At 59.9% G+C, this 17832-nt stretch carries 18 protein-coding genes; 3 read left to right on the top strand and 15 right to left on the bottom strand.

Features of this window, described 5'->3' with window-relative positions; genetic code table 11:
• Positions 1 to 268: GxxExxY protein (locus PLJ71_11600; protein ID HQM49320.1), on the bottom strand; the 268-nt coding region annotated here is incomplete at its 3' end.
• A 108-nt stretch (positions 269 to 376) separates the two neighbouring features.
• Here PLJ71_11600 and PLJ71_11595 point away from each other — a divergent pair.
• A complete protein-coding gene (locus tag PLJ71_11595) occupies positions 377 to 832 on the top strand; it encodes a TerB family tellurite resistance protein (GenBank protein ID HQM49319.1) in 456 nt (151 codons plus the stop codon).
• Positions 833 to 934: 102 nt separating this feature from the next.
• Here the strand turns inward: PLJ71_11595 and PLJ71_11590 are convergent, their stop codons facing one another.
• From PLJ71_11590 to PLJ71_11545, 10 genes are all read right to left on the bottom strand, one after another.
• Entirely contained in the window at positions 935 to 1447 is a 513-nt protein-coding gene (locus PLJ71_11590) for a hypothetical protein (GenBank protein ID HQM49318.1), read from the bottom strand.
• 167 nt (positions 1448 to 1614) lie between these two features.
• Positions 1615 to 2529, bottom strand: coding sequence for a flagellar hook-associated protein FlgL (flgL, locus tag PLJ71_11585; GenBank protein ID HQM49317.1), 915 nt, complete (start codon positions 2527 to 2529; stop codon positions 1615 to 1617).
• Between the two features lie 6 nt (positions 2530 to 2535).
• Positions 2536 to 3054, bottom strand: coding sequence for a flagellar export chaperone FlgN (gene flgN / locus PLJ71_11580; protein ID HQM49316.1), 519 nt, complete (start codon positions 3052 to 3054; stop codon positions 2536 to 2538).
• 35 nt (positions 3055 to 3089) lie between these two features.
• Entirely contained in the window at positions 3090 to 3458 is a 369-nt protein-coding gene (locus PLJ71_11575; protein HQM49315.1) for a rod-binding protein, read from the bottom strand.
• Positions 3458 to 4561 (bottom strand): flagellar basal body P-ring protein FlgI, encoded by a 1104-nt coding sequence (locus PLJ71_11570; GenBank protein ID HQM49314.1) that lies wholly within the window; start codon positions 4559 to 4561, stop codon positions 3458 to 3460. The genes PLJ71_11575 and PLJ71_11570 overlap by 1 nt, the downstream gene beginning before the upstream one ends.
• Before the next feature lie 11 nt (positions 4562 to 4572).
• Positions 4573 to 5208, bottom strand: a complete 636-nt coding sequence (locus tag PLJ71_11565) for a flagellar basal body L-ring protein FlgH (protein HQM49313.1) — start codon at positions 5206 to 5208, stop codon at positions 4573 to 4575.
• Positions 5209 to 5225: 17 nt separating this feature from the next.
• A complete protein-coding gene (gene flgA / locus PLJ71_11560; protein HQM49312.1) occupies positions 5226 to 6197 on the bottom strand; it encodes a flagellar basal body P-ring formation chaperone FlgA in 972 nt (323 codons plus the stop codon).
• Between the two features lie 19 nt (positions 6198 to 6216).
• A complete protein-coding gene (gene flgG / locus PLJ71_11555; protein HQM49311.1) occupies positions 6217 to 7008 on the bottom strand; it encodes a flagellar basal-body rod protein FlgG in 792 nt (263 codons plus the stop codon).
• 17 nt (positions 7009 to 7025) lie between these two features.
• A complete protein-coding gene (locus PLJ71_11550; protein ID HQM49310.1) occupies positions 7026 to 7784 on the bottom strand; it encodes a flagellar hook-basal body protein in 759 nt (252 codons plus the stop codon).
• Positions 7785 to 8122: 338 nt separating this feature from the next.
• Positions 8123 to 9742: a putative glycoside hydrolase gene (locus PLJ71_11545; GenBank protein ID HQM49309.1), complete on the bottom strand. Its 1620-nt coding sequence runs from the start codon at positions 9740 to 9742 to the stop codon at positions 8123 to 8125.
• Positions 9743 to 10025: 283 nt separating this feature from the next.
• On the opposite strand from PLJ71_11545, the gene PLJ71_11540 reads away from it, so the two are divergent.
• Positions 10026 to 10601: a 5-formyltetrahydrofolate cyclo-ligase gene (locus PLJ71_11540; GenBank protein ID HQM49308.1), complete on the top strand. Its 576-nt coding sequence runs from the start codon at positions 10026 to 10028 to the stop codon at positions 10599 to 10601.
• Between the two features lie 15 nt (positions 10602 to 10616).
• Here the strand turns inward: PLJ71_11540 and miaA are convergent, their stop codons facing one another.
• The 3 genes from miaA to PLJ71_11525 all read right to left on the bottom strand — a co-directional run bounded on the left by miaA (position 10617) and on the right by PLJ71_11525 (position 15641).
• Entirely contained in the window at positions 10617 to 11534 is a 918-nt protein-coding gene (gene miaA / locus PLJ71_11535; protein ID HQM49307.1) for a tRNA (adenosine(37)-N6)-dimethylallyltransferase MiaA, read from the bottom strand.
• A complete protein-coding gene (mutL, locus tag PLJ71_11530; protein ID HQM49306.1) occupies positions 11531 to 13417 on the bottom strand; it encodes a DNA mismatch repair endonuclease MutL in 1887 nt (628 codons plus the stop codon). The genes miaA and mutL overlap by 4 nt, the downstream gene beginning before the upstream one ends.
• A gap of 214 nt (positions 13418 to 13631) precedes the next feature.
• Positions 13632 to 15641: a tetratricopeptide repeat protein gene (locus PLJ71_11525; GenBank protein HQM49305.1), complete on the bottom strand. Its 2010-nt coding sequence runs from the start codon at positions 15639 to 15641 to the stop codon at positions 13632 to 13634.
• A 521-nt stretch (positions 15642 to 16162) separates the two neighbouring features.
• On the opposite strand from PLJ71_11525, the gene PLJ71_11520 reads away from it, so the two are divergent.
• Positions 16163 to 17563: a sulfatase-like hydrolase/transferase gene (locus PLJ71_11520; protein ID HQM49304.1), complete on the top strand. Its 1401-nt coding sequence runs from the start codon at positions 16163 to 16165 to the stop codon at positions 17561 to 17563.
• 7 nt (positions 17564 to 17570) lie between these two features.
• Here PLJ71_11520 and PLJ71_11515 read toward each other — a convergent pair.
• Positions 17571 to 17832 (bottom strand): hypothetical protein (locus tag PLJ71_11515; protein ID HQM49303.1); only part of this gene is annotated, 262 nt, incomplete at its 5' end.

The raw sequence follows: 17832 nt of genomic DNA, 5'->3' as shown, positions 1-17832 counted from the left end.
CACGAAACCCTTCGTCGAATTGGAGCCCGCGGAGCTCGATGGGGATGGGAACTTGCCGTGCCATGCGCAGACCCCGGGCCTCCAAATCGCGTGCAAGAACCGCTTCGTACACTGTTTCCAACAGCCCGGGACCCGTCTCACGATGAAGCGCCACCGCGCAATCCACAATGATACTTCCTCTCTCATTCTGTTCGGAGGATTTAATCTTCGTGTTCCCTGTGTCTCCGTATGAGTTCGTTCTTGTCTTGATGGAGACAATAAGATCCATCCAGCAAGGGCTTTCCTATCAGGCGATTGGGGACGGACGCGGGCAGGACTGCGAATTTTGGTCTGCGTGGGCAAGGCGTGGTATGCTTTTGGGGATGGAGGAAACGCAATGCTGGGGCGGATTTTGGATGTATTCAGCGGGAAGAAGGACGTCCCGGAGATCACGAAACAGGAGCGGATCGAATCCGCGACGTGCGTTCTGCTTCTCGAGGTGGCGGGGGCAGATAATGAGTTCTTGCCAGAGGAATGCGAGTATATCATCAAGACCTTGTGCGCCCGGTTTTCGCTGTCGCAGGAGCAGGCCGAGGAATTGATTGAAGCCGCGAACACGCGCCGCGCGCAGAGTTTCGACATCTGGAAGTTTACGAACGAGATCAATGAAACCTGCACTCTCGCGGAGAAAAAGGAGATCATCGGCGAGGTGTGGCGCGTGATCTATGCGGACCGGTCGTTGAGCGCCCATGAGGACTACATTGCGCACAAGCTCGGGCGGCTGCTGAATCTGACCCATCCGGACCTGATCGAGGCGAAGGTGAAGGTGCTCGAGGAACTGCGGCAATCTTAGCGCGTCCTGCCTGCCTCGCGAAACGAGTCATACGGCAACATCGGAACAGAACCCGCCATGGGAGCAGACTGACTCCGCGGCGAAGCAAGTAAGTGCCGGAGGTCAGCGTCTGGAGCGTTCGCCCTCTCCCCCGTCCCACACGCCGGTTGCGCCGAACCGGTACCGGTAGACCTCACGTCCCGTCTCGCCAGTGCGGACCGTGGCGGATTCGGCCTCGGCTTCGGCACGGGTGTTCTTGCGCGCGCTTTCGTACATCTGATAGGTATACTCGATATATCCGAGGTATCCCCGGTCATCCGTGGCGCCGCGCGATACGGCGCCCGCCTCGAGCGGAACCGCGTCTTCGTAGACTTTGACGCGCTTGAAGTATTTTCCTTTGAGGCCGCCCTCGTCCTGGAATTGTATTTCGCCGTGGCGTCCTTCGCGATTCATGCGCTTGAGCTCGGTCTGACCGACGGAACTGAGCCGGCCCATGACAATGTCCGCGGTAGACACGTAGCCTTCGGGTTTTTCCCCGATCCCGAAATCGTACTTGACCTTCTCGATAACGCTGCCCCCGCCGGTCCCGCAGCCGGTCACGGTGCAGATAAGAGCAAAAGTGAGGAACTTCTTCACGCCTGAATCTCCTTGCGCTGCCAGCGGAAAAAATCAGCGCCGTATTGGAAGCTTACACAGGGGTGATTCTATCGGGTTGCGAAAACGGGGTCAACAGATATTCGGAGACACCAGGTGTGTGCCTGGCGGAAAGCTTCCACATATCCGAGGAAGGGGTGAATTCTCTGCTACTCGACAAAGTCCATCAGACTGGGTTGAATGGCTTGCGAGGCGGCGTAGAGGGCCGCCCGATAAGCGTTTGAATGGGCATTGAGCTGCATGACGACTTCCGCAAAGTCCGCGTCTATGGTATTGGACAATTGCGTCTGCAACTGAAGGTTGAAGTCTTCAAATTCGTCGGCGCTGCGTTCGAGCCGGTTCTGGATGCTGCCCATCCGGGCAAGGGATGAGACCAACTGTTCCTGGACCGTCTCCATCTCGGGCAGCCGCAACGATTGCAGGGCAGTCTGATCGCCGGCGCGGAGGTTGTCGCGCACATCAATGAGGGTCTGAAAAATGTCCTGGTTTTCCGAGAAGACCTTGGGGCCCGTTTCGTTGTATTGGAGGTCGAGCACGTCCGACACGGCCACGCGTACGGCTTCCGTGTTTCCCACGAAGGCGACCGCGGTGATCTCGCCGTTGGCGTCTCGTGTCGCTTCGTAGGGAGGAGTGCTTGTACGCGTTCCGCCGAAGATGTAGCGTCCGTTTGTTTCGTGGTTGACGGTATTGAATATTCCCTCGAGAATCTGGTTGATTTCGAGGGCGATGTTGTCGAGCTGGGTTTGCGAATTGGTTCCGTTGGCGCCCTGGATGGTCAGTTCCCATGCCCGGTTGAAGTAACCGAGCACGGACTCGATCGAGGTATTTGTTTCCTCCACGGGGGATGCTACGATGCTGATGTTGGCCAAGTATTGTTCATTCTTCTGGATGAGAGACCGGATATTGACGGCGCGGCGCGCGTCGATGGGGTCATCGGCGGGACGGTTTACCCGGAGTCCGGTCGCCAATTGTTCCTGCATCTTGAGAATCTGGCTCAGCTGCGAATTGATGTTGCGCAGCGAGCGGTCCATCAGTAATTGCGTTGTTACACGCATAGCGCCCATGGAAGGTCAACCCCTTTGGTTTACCAGCGCAGGAGAAATGCCCGGAGTCTCAGGACGGCACCCCTGCGAATCGTAAAGCCCCGATTTGCCCTCTTTGGAGTCAAAGCCGAGACGGGCGAAGTTCTGGCCGCAAACCTGCAGGCGATGCCGAAGTTCACGCACATATCCACGCGTCACGGATTGGGTAGTTTCGAGGGTCTTTTTCAATTGACGCTGGAAGTGCTTCAACCGGCTCTTCCAGGGTTCAGGAACTGCTTCGACTAACCGGGTCAGCGTGACGGCGTCTTGGGGCAGTCCCATTTGGAGGGTCAGGGCGTGGAGGAGGTGATGGCGTTCGGCCTCCGCTTCGAAGCTTTCCCGGAGCACGGCTTCCAGAGCTGCGGTGCGCGCTTCGAGGGCTTGAATGTCGGCCACGCGAAGAGCGTCGCGTTTCTTGCGGCAGATGGCGAGAATCGTCTCCTGCCGCACGAGTTCGGCATCGAGTATGTCGCAGAGTCTATCGAGCAGATTGTCCACCTTAAACACCTCTTCTCATTCCGTTTATCGGCAGAAGACAGGGTTTACTTGACTGCTGTTTCGGGATTGGCGGGGCCGACGTCTTCGCGGGGGTTTGCGGCGTGCTGAGGTTTGAGCTGTTTCTGCATTTCGCCGATGCGCAGTTGCTCCTCGAGCATCTTGGCCAACCCGAGCTGTCCGCTTCGTGCCATCTCCGCGCTCAAGGCTTCGTCGAGCATTTCCTCGAAATTCTGGCGCTCGGCGCTGCGTGGAAAGATACCGTCATCGGGAAGTGACGAACGCATTTCCCGCATGATCAGCCGGGCGAAATACTGTTCCATTTCCTGTAGGGCGATTCGCCGCTTGGTAGCATCCTCGCCTAGAACGCCGTTTTCGAAGGCTCGGGGTGCATCGAGGGGGTTTACGTAAAGCATCACATGATCTCGACATCGGCATCGAGTGCGCCGGCCTCGCGCAAGGCTTGGAAGATGGAAATCATGTCGCGCGGCGTCACTTTGAGCGCGTTCAAGGCCATGGCCACGTCGCTTGCCGAGGTGCCCTGGACGGGCAAGAGGTAGCCTTTCTCCTGGATAGCGCGCAGGTCCGTCACTTCCGTAACCACGGTCTGTCCTTCGGAGAGCGGGGCGGGCTGGCTGACCAAGGGCGTTGTGGCGACTTCCAAGGTGAGGTTGCCATGAGCGACTTGACAGGGCCGTATGATCACCTCGCCGCCGATAACCAGGGTGCCGGTGCGTTCGTTGATGACTACTCGGGCGGGAAAGTCGGGTTCGACGCTGATGTCCTGGACAGCCGCCATGAAGGATACGAGATCGTTCTGCCGGTCGGCAGGAATACGCACGTTAATGGCGCCAGGCCCCAGCGCGGCGGCGACGCCTTCCTGAAACTCGCCGTTGATGGCCATCTGGATCTTGTTAGCGGTGATGAAGTCAGGCCGTTTCAACTGGAGGGTGATTCGTTCGCCGTCGGTGATGGTGGAGGGGATTTCGGATTCGATGGTCGCGCCCATGGGTATCCGGGCCACGGTGACATGGTTCTGGGTGACGCCAGCGCCGCCGGCGCGCGTGCTGAACCCGCCCACGGAGAGCGGCCCTTGAGCTACGGCATACACCTCGCCGTCGATTCCGTACAGCATGGTTTGGAGCAAGGTGCCTCCCTGGAGGCTTTCGCAGTCATAGAGGGCATTTACACGTACGTCAATGCGCGTGCCCTGTTTGGCGAAGGGAGGATAGGTGGCATCGACAACGACGACGGCGATGTTTTCGGAGTTGAGGCCGTCGACCTGGTCGACGTCGATCTGGAGGCGTTCGAGGAGGCGTTGCTGGCGGCGAAGGGCGTCCTCGTTGCCGTCACCGGTACCCGCAAGGCCGACGACCAATCCTACACCCGTGAGCGTGTTTTCCTGCGCCCCCTGTACGGTGCACAGGTCTTTAATGCGGCTTGCGTGTGCGCCCGAGGGAACGAGCATCCCGCAAAAGAGGGCACATGCAAAGACTGACCCAACGGTTCGAGTATGCATTTCCATATCCTCTAGAATGGCGAGAACCAGTCCAGCAACTTGGTCAGGATGCCCCGCCTCTGATTGTTCCACAGCGGGCCTTTCCCCTTAAGTTCCACGATTGCGTTGGCCACCCTGTCCGATGGCACGGTATTTTCGGGCGAGACGTCGCGAGCGCGCACGGTGCCGGTAAGGAGGACGGTTGAATCTTCTGAGTTCACGGTGACCCTTTTGTTGCCCATGATCTCGAGATTCCCGTTTTCGAAGACTTTCGTGACGGTGCACGAGATGGTGGTGGTGAGTCTGTTGGAGCGCGAGGTGTCGCCCCGCCCCTTGTGTTCGTTCTCGACCTCGATGTCCCAATTGGGCAGCCGTTCCTTCTTGAGAAGCCCCAAACCGTCGGGTTTCTTAGCCACCAGGAAGGTATTGGAGCCGACGGGCGCCTCGGCGACGATCTCCGATTCTTTCTTTGTATTGGTATTGGATTCGGTGGTTGCATCGATGTTCTCACGCACCAGCACGATGATGATGTCGCCCTCGGCGAACCGCGTGTTCTTGTTGGAGACGGCGGGCCCTCGTTTGGCGACTTCCTTCGTAAACAGGGAATCCGCCGAAGCGGGCAATGCCGCGGCCAACGCCAGCGTAAGCAATAGGACCGATTTTTTCACGATTAGTCTCCCGGGCGTTACTGGACCACGACAACGCCATCTTTTCGAACGACGCCCTGGAATTCTTCTTTCGAATTCATGCGCCGGCAGATGATGATGTCACCGGCGGCGGCGTTGCTCATGGCGAGAGCGCGGTCGCGCACGATGAGCGCCCCCACCTGTACCTCGACCGTGACGATTTGGTTGCGTTTGATGATGCGCCTCGGCATGACGTGGCGCGAGGTGAGAACCGTGTCGGGAAAGATCGTGCTTCGGGCCACCATTCCGACGAGTTCCTGGGGATCCTGGTAATAACCATCGCGCATGGCTGACATCGCGCGTTTTTCCAGCACAAGGTCGCTCTGTGAGATGATGGAGCCGCGCGGAATATCCTTGGTGGTTACGACAACATCTCCAAACGCCTGCACATCCACCTTGCAGTAGACGACATCGCGCACTTCGCCGTCGACGACCACCTCACCGCGGATGGTTCCCTTGCCGAGGTACCTGTATAAGGGGGTGGGGCTCCACTCGAGGGCAACGTCGCCCTCGGGCACGGTGAGGCCGGCGGAGGGCATCTCGATATCGACGGTGGCGTCCGTGGCGTCCCAAGGCATCTCGCTAACGACGAAGCGGCGCAGGTCATCGACGAGCATTTCTTTGGAGAGCTCGATGGAGAGGGTGGTCGCATTCACGTTTTCCGCGCCGGTGATCTCGAATTGCTGGACGTCATAGCCCGAGGAAACCAGACGGGAGCGGAGCAAAGAAGCGTTGATGCGTTTGACGGCGCCGGGAGAGGCGGCGGGCACAATCTCGAGTTTTGCCAGCGCGGCGGCATCGTCTCCTTGGATATCGGCCACGTCACCGAGGAATACGCTGGGTCCTTTGACATAGGCTTCTTCTCGCAGCGCGACAACGTTCAGCGCAAGCGCCTGGGCAGCGGCCAGCAGCATGGCGGCCGCAGCAGCCCACGGGCGCCGCGCTCGAAGAATCTGCCGTTCACGAATCATATGTCACCGACCTCCCCTCCTACCGCCGGATGTTGTTTGCCGTTTGGAGCATTTCATCGGAGGTTTGCACTACTTTTGAACTTGCTTCGTAGGCGCGTTGAGCAATAATGAGCTGTATGATCTCTTCGACTACCTGCACGTTCGAGTTCTCGAGGAAACCCTGCTCCAGAAAGCCGACGCCTTCTTCACCGGGTTGTCCGATTGTGGGCGCGCCGGAGGCGTCGGTTTCGAGGAGGAGGTTACGCCCCAGCCGGGAATCCAGGCCTGCCGGGTTCGAGAATCGTGCCAACTCGATCTGGCCCACATTGACCTCAGCCGACTGCCCCGGGACCTTTACGGAGACCGTGCCGTCTGAATTGACGGTAATCTGCTCGTGGTCTTCGGGAACGGTGATGCCGGGCTCGAGGGGGAATCCATCAACCGTCTGGATGGCACCGTCATTGTTCAGCTTGAAGTTGCCGTCGCGGGTATAGGCGATTGTGCCGTCGGGCAACTCGATTTGAAAGAAGCCGTCGCCCTCGATGACGAGGTCCAGCTCATTTCCGGTCTGGATCATGTTGCCTTGCGTAAACAGTTTGGCGATTGAGGCGGGGCGGACGCCGTGCCCGACCTGGATGCCCTCGGGAATGGTCGCGCCCGTGGTGGTTTCCGTTCCTGCGGGCTGAAGGGTTTCGTAGAGGAGGTCCTGGAAATTGACGCGGCTTTTCTTGAAACCCGTGGTATTCACGTTAGCCAGGTTATTGGCAATGGTGTCGACGTTGAGCTGCTGGGCAATCATTCCCGTCGCCGAGGTGAACATTGCGCGGATCATCGTGTTTTCTCCTCACCCTAGACCGGCATGGCCACTTCGTTGATCAAGCGGCCTACCGTTTCGTCAATTGCGTTGATTACTCTCTGGTTCGCGGCGTAGATGCGCGCGCCGAGCATCATCTGGATCATCTCGGATGGGACCTGGACGTTGGAGAGTTCGAGGGATTTGTGGAGCACGCGTGTATCCGCAGCCTCCGCCGATCGCACCATGGCGTCATCGGAGGCCTGGTAAAGGTTGGCGCCCACCCGCGTCAGCATGTGAGGGTCCTCGAACTCTACAAGCCGAATCTGTGCGACGAGGAGTCCCTGGCTGTACACGTTTCCGTCTTCGTCGATGGCAATGTTGCCGCCGCTGACCTGGATCCCTCCGCCGTTCGCGGCCTGCACGTGGTAACCGTCGGCGGTGGTGAGAAGGCCGTTGGCGTCGACAGCGAGTTTTCCGTTTCGCGTGAAGCGTTCGCCCTGAGGTGTCTCGATCCCGATGAATCCGGGTCCCTGTAGTGCGATGTTGAGCGGGTCTTCGGTAACGGTGATACTGCCCGCCTGGGTATCGGTGAATGTCTCGATGAGCTTCTGGCCGCCTCCAGGGGCGGATTCTGCGTTCAGGCGGAAAGGATGCCGTGCGCTTTGGAGCAGGATTTCGTTAAATCCCTTGTTTACGGGAACATGACGGCGAAAGCCCGGGGTGGCGGCATTGGCGATATTGTTGGCGATGACGTCCTGGCGGGACTCGAGCCCCATCATGCCGGACGCGGCAGCATATAAGCCTTGAATCATGTGCCGTCTCCCCCCACACTCTTCGTGGGAACCCCGTTATTGTTGATGCGCGTGTACCGCAAGGATGGCCTGGCTCCGGCGTTTGGCAACAACTGGATATCAGGAACGTCTTTTGGGGTACCGCTCCTTGCTGCCAGGCCACCCGCGATACGGGCATGCGGCGACGCATCCATGCCGCCAAACTGGGTGGAGCAAGGCATGTGCCAAACCTTTTGAGCAGGGGCGAAATGCACAACCCTCGTGCAAACAATCACTTATGGCTGAAGCGGGAACTGCGGCTTTGTTTTTGCCGACAGTAATTCTTGCCGGGGTGCGGCACATTCTGCAGGGGGAATGGACTAGGAGGTGGGCGTTGCCCCACCCTCAGCTGCGGGGGATTCCGCCTCGTCAGCCCCGGGAGAAACAGGAGAGGTCTCGGGTTGGGACGCTGCCGCAGGGGCGTCATCCGCGGCGGCAGCCACGGTAGGCCCCGCGCCTCTGTAGAAACGGCAGTCGCCCTTCCAGGATACCCGGATTGGCTCGATGCGCATGGTACGGGCCGACATACCGAGGTCGTCGAAGAGCAGCGCGAGCACCTTGTCGAGTTTGGTGCTTCGGGGGACCTTCCAGGACGATTCGATGCCGCGCGTTTGGAGTATGGTGTCCAATATAGCCTCGTCAAACGTGTCCACGAGTTGCCGGGGAGTGGTGTATGAGCTCTTTTGTTCAGAAGAGGATTGGTCGAGGCTGAGAACGGTGGAGCCTTTTACGTAATCGGTAGCGTTTACGAGGTTGGTGACGCCCTGAAGTTCGGATGTCCCCTTCTCGGCGAGGTCGGCAAGGGTCGGGTAGTATTTGGGGTCGGCGAAGGTCTTGCTCTGGTAGGCAGCCAAGGCGGCGTAGGTCACTTCGTACTGCGAAGACGGACTCCAGATGAGGAAGCTCTTGTATCCCGCGGCTTCGATGCCTTTGATTTCGTTGATAATCTCAGCGGGCTGGTACCAGAACCCCTGTACCCATGCGCGGATATCGACGTTTGTACGCTTCTTGAGGCGTTTCATGCTTTCTTCCATGATTTCGTGGGGGTATTTCGCGGGGTCGTCTTTGCCCATGAACTGTTTTGGAAAGTGCGAGGGATAGAGCATGGGGCAGATAGCATCTACATGGGGCGCAATCTCCTCGATGCGCTGGCCCACTCCGAAATCGTACGTCATCCAGGCGACGAAGCCGAACAAGTCGACGGATATGGCGGCCCCGAGGGGTTTGAGCTCCGTGTTGGCCTTTTCCAGGAACGCGCCGATGACCTGCAGTCGGTCCTTGTTCTCAAGCACTTTGGGATATTTCACGCGGCTCAGTTTGCCATCGGAAGGAAACCGGACATAGTCGAACTGGATTTCATCGAAGCCTAACGCGATTAGTTCTTTGGCCAGAGCAATGTTGTAGTCCCACACGCGTTCGTCGTGAGGATTTCCCCATGCGAGGTCCTGCTTGTTGTACCAGGGTTTCCCCGTAACGGTGTCCTGTACAGCCCAGTCGGGACAGTGTTCGGCCAAAAGGGTGTCTTGAAACAGGTCGAGCTTGGCAATGGTCCACAATCCCGCATTGTTGAAGCGTTCGATGGCCGCGCGGAGTTGTTTGTCCCCCTTGGACGCTTTCATTTCGCGGGCCAATGCGTTCTCGGCATCCCAGTAGATGTGGCCATATGGATCTTTCACGTGCATCACGACGGCATTCAGTCCGGCCTCTTTCGCGTAGTGCAGGGTCTCGGTGATTTTGCGTTCGTAGAAACTGGCGGAATTCAGATAGACTCCGCGAATGCATTCCGGCGCCTTGGATTTTGCTGCAACGGGCCCTGCCGGGGCGATTGCGTGTTCGGGGGGTGACGGCACGCCCGCCGCGATGCTGGCGAATGCGAGAAGAGCCGCGCAGCAGAGCCAAGGCCGTAGCCCGATTCCCGAAGTGTACCGGCGTCGATTCATTGTAAGTAGCCCTATTCCCAATAGCTAGAGTTCCCCTCACAAGCACTGCGCGTGATGTCCCCCCATCGGGCGAACCGCCCAAGACGGGATACTGCGATACCAAAGAGTACCACAGAGTTGCGTCTTTTTGTAAAGACCTTTCCCCGGCTTGCCCGCCGAGTCAGCTGAAAACATTATAGCATGTGCGTGCCCCCCTGCAGGAGCGCATTGACAGAGTCCGCGCCGGCTTGTATAAGGACGCAAGAGTTACCACCATTGTATTGGCAATTGAGGCTGAAGAAACATGCTCGACAAGAAGACGATCCGACGGGGGTTGCTTGCGGCGCGTCGAGCCCTGCCCCCGGGCGAGGCGACGGCGAACAGCGCGGCGATATGCGCACGGGTGGAGACGTTGCCCGAGTTCGAGGCCGCGCGGGCGATACTGACTTACGTGGCGTCGAAAGACAACGAAGTCGACACAAAACCGTTGGTCGAGCGCTTGCTTGGGGGGCCGCGGCCGGTGCTGGTGCCGGCTACCCTGGGGAAAGGCCAGATGGTCTGGTCCCGCCTGGAATCGATGGACGAGCTCGAGACGTCGGCTTTCGGCGTGCTGGAGCCTCGACCTGAATACCGGCGCGATACGCCGCCGCCGGCGAACAGCGTTGTGCTTGTGCCGGGTCTGGCGTTTACGAAGGCGGGATGGCGTATTGGATATGGCGGAGGGTACTTTGACCGGTTTCTTGCGGGATTTCCGGGGACCAAGATCGCCGTGGCGTATGCGATGCAGCTGGTGCCGGAGATTCCCGTAGCGGCCCATGACGTGCCAATGGACGTGATCGTGACCGAGGCGGGGATCCTCCGTTGCCATTTGGAGCCCTGACGCGTCCGGCCGGCTCTACAACAGGCTCAGCGCCTCGTCCGCGTAGGCGGAGATGGAGCGTCCCGGTTCGGCCTTCATCCAATAGATGTCCGGGTCGGAACGAAACCACGTGAGTTGGCGTTTGGCAAAGCGCCGCGTATTCTGTTTCATTGCTTCGACGGCCTCGTCATACGCTTTTCTGCCGGCGAGATAATCAGCGAACTCGCGATAACCGAGCGAACGCAACCGGTGGAGATGTTTCTCGTAACCGGCGCTCAACAGGGCCTGCACCTCGCCAATGAAGCCCTGCTGGAGCATTCGTTCTACTCGCGCATCGATGCGGGCGTAGAGTTCGTCTCGCGGCCAGTCGAAGGCGACCTGAACGGCGTCGAGCGGCATGGCGGCCTCCTTGTGTTCGGCATGCAGCATGGACAAAGGCTGTCCCGTCAATTCGAACACCTCGAGGGCGCGGACGATCCGGCGGAGATCATTCGCGTTTATGACAAACGCATACTCAGGGTCGCAGGCCTGCAGACGCGCGTAGAGCGGCGGCACTCCACACTCCTCCGCTTCCCGGTGTAACCGCGCACGGATCGCATTGTCTTTTTCGGGCCCGGGAAAGAGTCCCTCGATGAGAGCGCGCACATAGAGGCCCGCGCCTCCTGCGACAACCGCGACTTTTCCTCGGGCGTTGAGGTTTTCGACCACCTCGCGCGCCATGCGCTGGAACATCCCGGCCGAAAAATCGGCGCCGGGGTCGAGAATGCTCACGAAATGGTGTCTTGCGATGGACTGTTCCTCGTGGGTGGGAGCGGCCGTGCCGATCTCCATGCCCCGGTAGACCTGCATGGAGTCGGCTGAGACAATCTCGGAGTCAAGACGAATCGCCAATTCGAGGGCCAGCGCCGTTTTCCCCGAGGCGGTGGGGCCAACGACGGCGATCACGTTCCTCACTGCCGCCTCCGAAAACTCTTCTCCATCTGCAATTGGGTCAGTTCGGTAATGATGGGACGTCCATGAGGACAGGTGTAGGGCGGACGCAGACGCCTGAATCCCTCGAGAAGTTCCCGGCGTTCTTCGACCGACAAGCGGTCCCCTGCCTTCACGGAGCTTCGGCATGCTTCCAGGGTGAGGCGCAGGAGGTCGGATACGATTTCCTCATGATTAAACAGGTCGCCCTGGGCCAATGTGTCAAGCACGCGGTGCACGGTATTGGGGATGCAGGCATCTTCGTAGAGGTGGCACAACGCAGTCACCTGGAAAGTGTTGTCTCCGAACGGTTCGAGTTCGATCCCGAGTTTCGAGAAGAGGTCGATGTGTTCCTGCAGGATCTTGACGTACGATGGGGGAACATCGATAAGAATGGGAACGACCAGTTGTTGGGCCTGATAGTCGGCATCCTGCAGGTCCGCGAGCAGATTGTCGTAGGTGAGGCGTTCGTGGAGGGCGTGCTGATCGATGATCAGGAGCCGGTCTTCTTCCGGGACGAGAAGGTAGGTGTCGAAGATCTGCAGGGGCACCTCGCCGACGCGTCCCAGGGAGGCGTAGAAGGCTCGGGGCTCGATCTCGGGGACTGTTTCGCCGCCGCCCCCTGCAGGCACGCCGGCGAATTCCGTCTGTGCGGGCGGCAGCGGGTCGAGAGCCGGCTGTGACATGGTTGAAGAGGGTGCCGTAGCAGTGGCTTGGTGGCGCGTTTGCTGCTGGTCTCCGGGCAGGTCTTCGGTCTGCGCGGCGGGCTGGTGCGGCCAATTCGCGGTTACGCCGGTGGAAACGGTTTCGTGGGACTCGCCACGTTCTGAGGAAACAGGGACGGACCTGGCGGCCCTGGTCAGCCGTTCCAAGCGGGTGCGGACGGCGTCGCGGACTGCGTTCCGTGCCGCATGCTCATCGCGAAACCGGATTTCTCGTTTTGCGGGATGGATGTTCACATCCACCAGACGCGGTGAGGCGGTTGCGAGAATGATGCCTACGGGACGGCGCCCAACCGTCAGCAGACCGCGATAGCCGTCTTCGAAGCCGTATTGCAGGCTTCTGTTGACGACGGGGCGTGCATTAAAGAAGAAATACTGGTGGCTCCGGGCGGAACGGGTCAGCGAGGGGGTTCCGATATAGCCCGCGAAGGCCAGCCCCTCCCCTTCTCCGTCAAATTCGACGAGGTCATCCACGAACCCGAGTCCCCATATCAGTGCGATGCGCTCGAGGAGAGTGGCGTGCTCGGGGATGTTGAACAGGACTTTTTCATTGTGCAGGAATTGAAACGCGACGCCGGGCGCGGCAAGGGCGTGGCGCTGGACGATATCGATGGCCTGGCTGAGTTCGGTGGTGATTCCTTTCAAGAACTTGGCGCGCACGGGGGTGTTGAAATACAGCCTGTTGACGGTGACGCGGGTGCCTGGGGGCGCAGAGGTCTGCGACACGTCGCGCAGAACGCCGCCTTCGATGCGTATTCGTGTGGCGTGAGGGTCATCCGGACGGCGCGTGACCAGTTCGAAACGCGACACCGAAGCGATGCTGGGAAGCGCTTCCCCCCGGAAGCCCATGGTCACCACGTTGTCGATATCGTCGGCCTTGCGGATCTTGCTTGTGGCATGCCGTTCGATGGCGAGCAGGGCGTCCTGCTCGTTCATGCCGCAACCGTTATCGATCACTTCAATAGTGCGCCGTCCTGCGGCTACAAGTCGTACGATGATACGGCTAGCCCCGGCGTCCAAGGAGTTCTCGATGAGTTCCTTGACGACGGAGCCGGGCCGCTCGACGACCTCGCCGGCGGCGATCTTGTTGGCCACGTCCTCGGGAAGCACCCGCACGGGGCGTATGTCGTGTTTTCTGACAGTCATTCGAGACACCTGCGTTGCCGTAGGGGAGTCATTGTATTGAAGCATGTGAACCGCCGCAAGATACCAACCGCGCAAGAACCGCGCTGTTCGTCATACAGCGCAGCGGTTCATATTACGTTCTGGCGCCGTGAGCATTCCCGCCTGTGGCTCATACCTCTCGGACCAGGCGGACTTGCTTGTGGTGCGGGCTTCGAGCCGGCTTCCCGTTGCGTCCTCAAAGCCGCCGGTGGAAAGAGATCAGGGGTGGGTCTCCGTCCACGTGAGGCCAAGAATCATAATCGCGGTCCACGGAAACGCCATCTACACTTTCGATGACCCAGGTGCCCTTCGGGGCATTCGGGACGTAACTAAGGGAGCGACCGTCGAGCCAGTGGAACGTGTGTTTCAAGGTTTGGGCGTCGGGGTTGACGGTCTGCAACTCTTCGAGCAGGGACTGCGGAAGCAGGGTCTCTCCGGGGAACAGCGCGATCAATCCGAAATCGTCCGCGCTGAATACTGCAATCGAAAGCTCGGGCGCCGCTTCGGGCCGGAACACCGCCCATCCTTGTGCCTGAGCGGCCGGAGCATACTGTTCGGGGACCGCGACCGGCGCTGTTCCGCAGGCGAAATGCCTGTGCACCCCCGTGTTGTTCCAGTCTTCCCAGTTCCCCTTGCCGCGAATGTGAAAGCATTGCATCAGGTCGGTTGCCCCGTCGTTCAGGATGAGGCTGATGGGCCGTGCCGCGATCATGGAACGTTTGCCGCGATGCACGCCGCCGGCGGACAAGAGATAGCCGGGGCCGCCGCTGTAAAGTTCGGGGCTGGCATAGGGTCCGCGCCCAAATTGAACAAAGTAGTCGGCGCGCTTGTCGATGGTCCAGGTGAGAACGTCGTCAGGAGGGCGGTATGGGCAGAGTTCAGCGATAATTCCCTGGGTGCCATCGTTCGCGTGCATGGAGGCGTCGGGCGAGCCGCCGGCTGGGCGCGATGTCCACACGGACATGACCTCGGTGTTGTAGTCGTGGTTCAATGCCGTGTCTTCGGCGTGACGGGTCTGCCTGCGAAACGGGGCCAAACGCCGGAGCTCGAGGCTGCCCAAGGCGTACTGGTAGTTGATGATGTCGAGCACGTAACGCGCACGGGAGGTGATTTCGCTGGAATCCGGGAATGCCTCGAGATTGAGCAGCGCCTGGATCGTGTAGCCAATGTATGGCTGAGAATTGAACTCATACACGCCCTCGTCGATCATTTGCTGCAGGTAGCCTTTCAGCCATGTTTCGAGGCCGTTGGCCTGGTTGTTGTACTTGGAGTCGGTATTGCCGTGGGAGAAAAGCCACTGGTTCTTGAGGTAACGGCTTCCCTCGGTCATAAGGTGGTGGTTTTCGGTTTCGATCACCATTCCATATGAACCCGGTACCTTGACTCGAGCTTTGCCGCCCTCTTCGATGAGCAGCACGTTGACAATGTGGTCGACGGTTTCGGGATACAGGCGATCGGGGTCCCCGCCAAACACGTAGAGCAGCGTCGTGAGCGTGACCTCGGCGAAATCGTAATCGCCTGCGTGTTGGAGGGGACCCAGTCTCCAGCTGGAACCGCTGTTTCTACTGGGGACCTGGGATTGAAGATAGACATTCACTTCGGGCACGTCGCGCCCAAGAGCCAGCTTGGCCAGGCACACTCGCGGGGCGGTCACTTTTGCGGCATGTTGCCAGTCCGGCAGGGGGTTGCTGGCCCACTGCTCGAGCCATGTCTGCCCGGCCGCCGTGAACTGGTTGTCAGAGAGCTTGGAGGGCGGGCTGTCGCTCATGGGCGGGAGCAGCCCTGGTCTAAGGGGCACGGTCCAGAGGCGTCCCGCGCCCTCGGCAAACCGGTCAAGGGCGTACGGGACCAGCGCGACAATGGCAACAACCATACCCAGGACAGCAGCCCACTTGAGTGGCCGCTTCCAGTTCAGGCGCTTTCGTCTGGGGGCCATGTACGCTTCGGGCGGGAGTTGGACGTCTATGCGTGCCTGCAGGGTTTGCACGCGGTGATCGTGAAATTCCCTGCCAAGCTGTTTACAGCGGTCCAGTGCCTCGTTGATGCGTCCCGCCCCGTGAAGACACAGCGCCTGGAGAAACAGCACGTCGGCGTTTGGGGGCTGGCCCGCCTGCACGCGCGCGATCTCGGTCAGCGCCTCATCGTAGCGGCCGCGGCGGTACAGCGCATCGGCCTTGGCAAGTGGGTGCTGGTTTTCCTGAGACATGTGGACTCCCCGATCGTGCTTTGCCCTGCCGGTGAAGCGCCCACATTACATAGCCAGAGCGGGTGGATCAAGACCGGCCGGGCACTGTAGCGATTTTATCTGGTGGAAAACGCAGGGACCCAAGGGACGCCGTTCGTGTATGTTTCGCGCCGTTGGCGCGGGATACGGAAGGCCAGGCCGTACGGGTATGTCTCATGACAAGCGCATCGTCCGGCTTGGTCATACATGAGAGGGTCCCGTCACGCAGGTAATCTTCCCAATCCTCAGGGTCGGCGTACGGCCCGACCGGCCGACTGGCAAGAACCTGTCATGGATGTGGGCATTCGTTGGATGCTGTCTATTCAAGAATTTGACCAATCCTTGGGCTCTAGCACGGCTGCATTATCTTGTATCATGCGGAACCTCTTGTGTGAAAATGGGGTTATACTGGGAAGAGAGGGGCATCGAGCCTGGAACCGGTCACGGTTATGCCCTGTGGCGTTGTCCGGATGGGGAGCAGCGGCGGTAGAGAGGCATCACACATGAAGAGACGGCAATTCTTGATTTCGTCGTTGGGGCTGTTGGCCGGAGGCGCAGGCCTTGGCAACCAGTTCGCCCTTGCACAGAGCCAGGGGGCGAAGCCTCCGGAGCCGCCTGCCGGGACGGCGGCGACACGGAAACCCAATATTGTGGTCATCCTGGCCGACGACCTGGGTTACGCCGAGCTCGGCGTGCAAGGGTGCAAGGACGTTCCGACCCCGAACATCGACTCGATTGCACACGGCGGGGTCCGCTTCACCAACGGTTACGTTTCGTGTCCGGTGTGCAGTCCTACGCGTGCCGGGCTCATGACAGGCCGGTATCAGCAGCGGTTTGGCCATGAGTTCAATCCGGGCAGAGAGGACCAGGCGAATCCTGAGTTCGGGCTCCCGTTGTCAGAGGCCACACTCGCAGAAAACCTGAAGCCGCTGGGTTACGCGACCGGCATGTTCGGCAAATGGCATCTCGGCTACCGGCCTGAGACGCACCCTCAGAAGCGGGGGTTTGATGAGTTCTTTGGATTCCTGGCGGGCGCGCATCCTTACCTGAGCGCCTCGCAAGGCGGCAGGAATCCCATCCTGCGCGGCAGCGAACCGGTATCCGAAGTGGACTACACGACGGACATGTTTGCGCGAGAGGCCGCCGCATTTATCGACCGCCACCACGGCGAACCGTTTTTTGTTTATCTCCCGTTTAACGCGGTTCATGGCCCGCTTGAAGCGCCCGAGAAATACCTGTCGCGGTTCAGCGCTATCGAAGATAGGAACCGGCAAGTGTTTGCGGCGATGTTGTCGGCCCTGGACGACGGTGTCGGACTGGTGCTCGCAAAGCTGCGGGAACTGGAGCTCGAAGAGCAGACGTTGGTCTTCTTCGTAAGTGATAACGGCGGGCCCACACTCAAAACGACTTCCTGCAACAATCCATTGCGCGGATACAAGGGACAGGTTCTGGAAGGCGGCATTCGGGTGCCGTTTCTTGTGCAATGGAAGGGTCGCATCCCCGCAGGCAAGGTGGACGATAGGCCGGTGATCTCGCTGGACATCCACCCCACCGCCCTTGCCGCGGCCGGTGGCGCCGCTCGGGAGGCTCAGTTTGACGGTGTCAACCTTTTTCCCTACCTGGGCGGGGAAGCGAAGGACATGCCTCACAAGAGCCTGTTCTGGCGCTTCGGGGAACAGTCGGCGGCGCGCGTTGGCGACTGGAAACTGCTGAGACTCGCGGAGGGTTCGCCGCAACTGTACAATCTTGCCGGCGACATGGAGGAAAAGACAGACCTGGCATCCGAAAACCCGGAGCGCGTCAAAGAGATGCAGTCCGCGTACGACGAGTGGAACGCTAAGAACATTCCTCCGCTCTGGAGGCAGGGAGGCGGGCGCAGGGGCGGACGGGGCCGTTTACCGTAGGGGCATCTCAGAGAACCCGCAACAGATGGTTGCCGATCATGCCGGGCGCGTGCGCGCCGCACAGTTCAACGCCGCCACGAGAGCCGTGGTGCGCCACATCCAGTATATCCAGCCAGTGTGCCGAGATGTACCGCGCCTTCAGCGCTGGATGTTTGGAGGGGGCATGATCCTGGCCCTTCAGGCCAGGCTGGTATGTTTCGCGCTGTTGGCGCGGGGATGCGAAACCATGGCAATTGGGGAACGGCGCCGAGACGATGCCCGGCGATCCC

This window comes from Candidatus Hydrogenedentota bacterium (genome assembly GCA_035416745.1).
Lineage (GTDB): Bacteria > Hydrogenedentota > Hydrogenedentia > Hydrogenedentales > SLHB01 > UBA2224.
The sequence above is the reverse complement of the archived record's forward strand: the minus strand, read 5'-3'. Positions and strand labels throughout refer to the sequence as shown.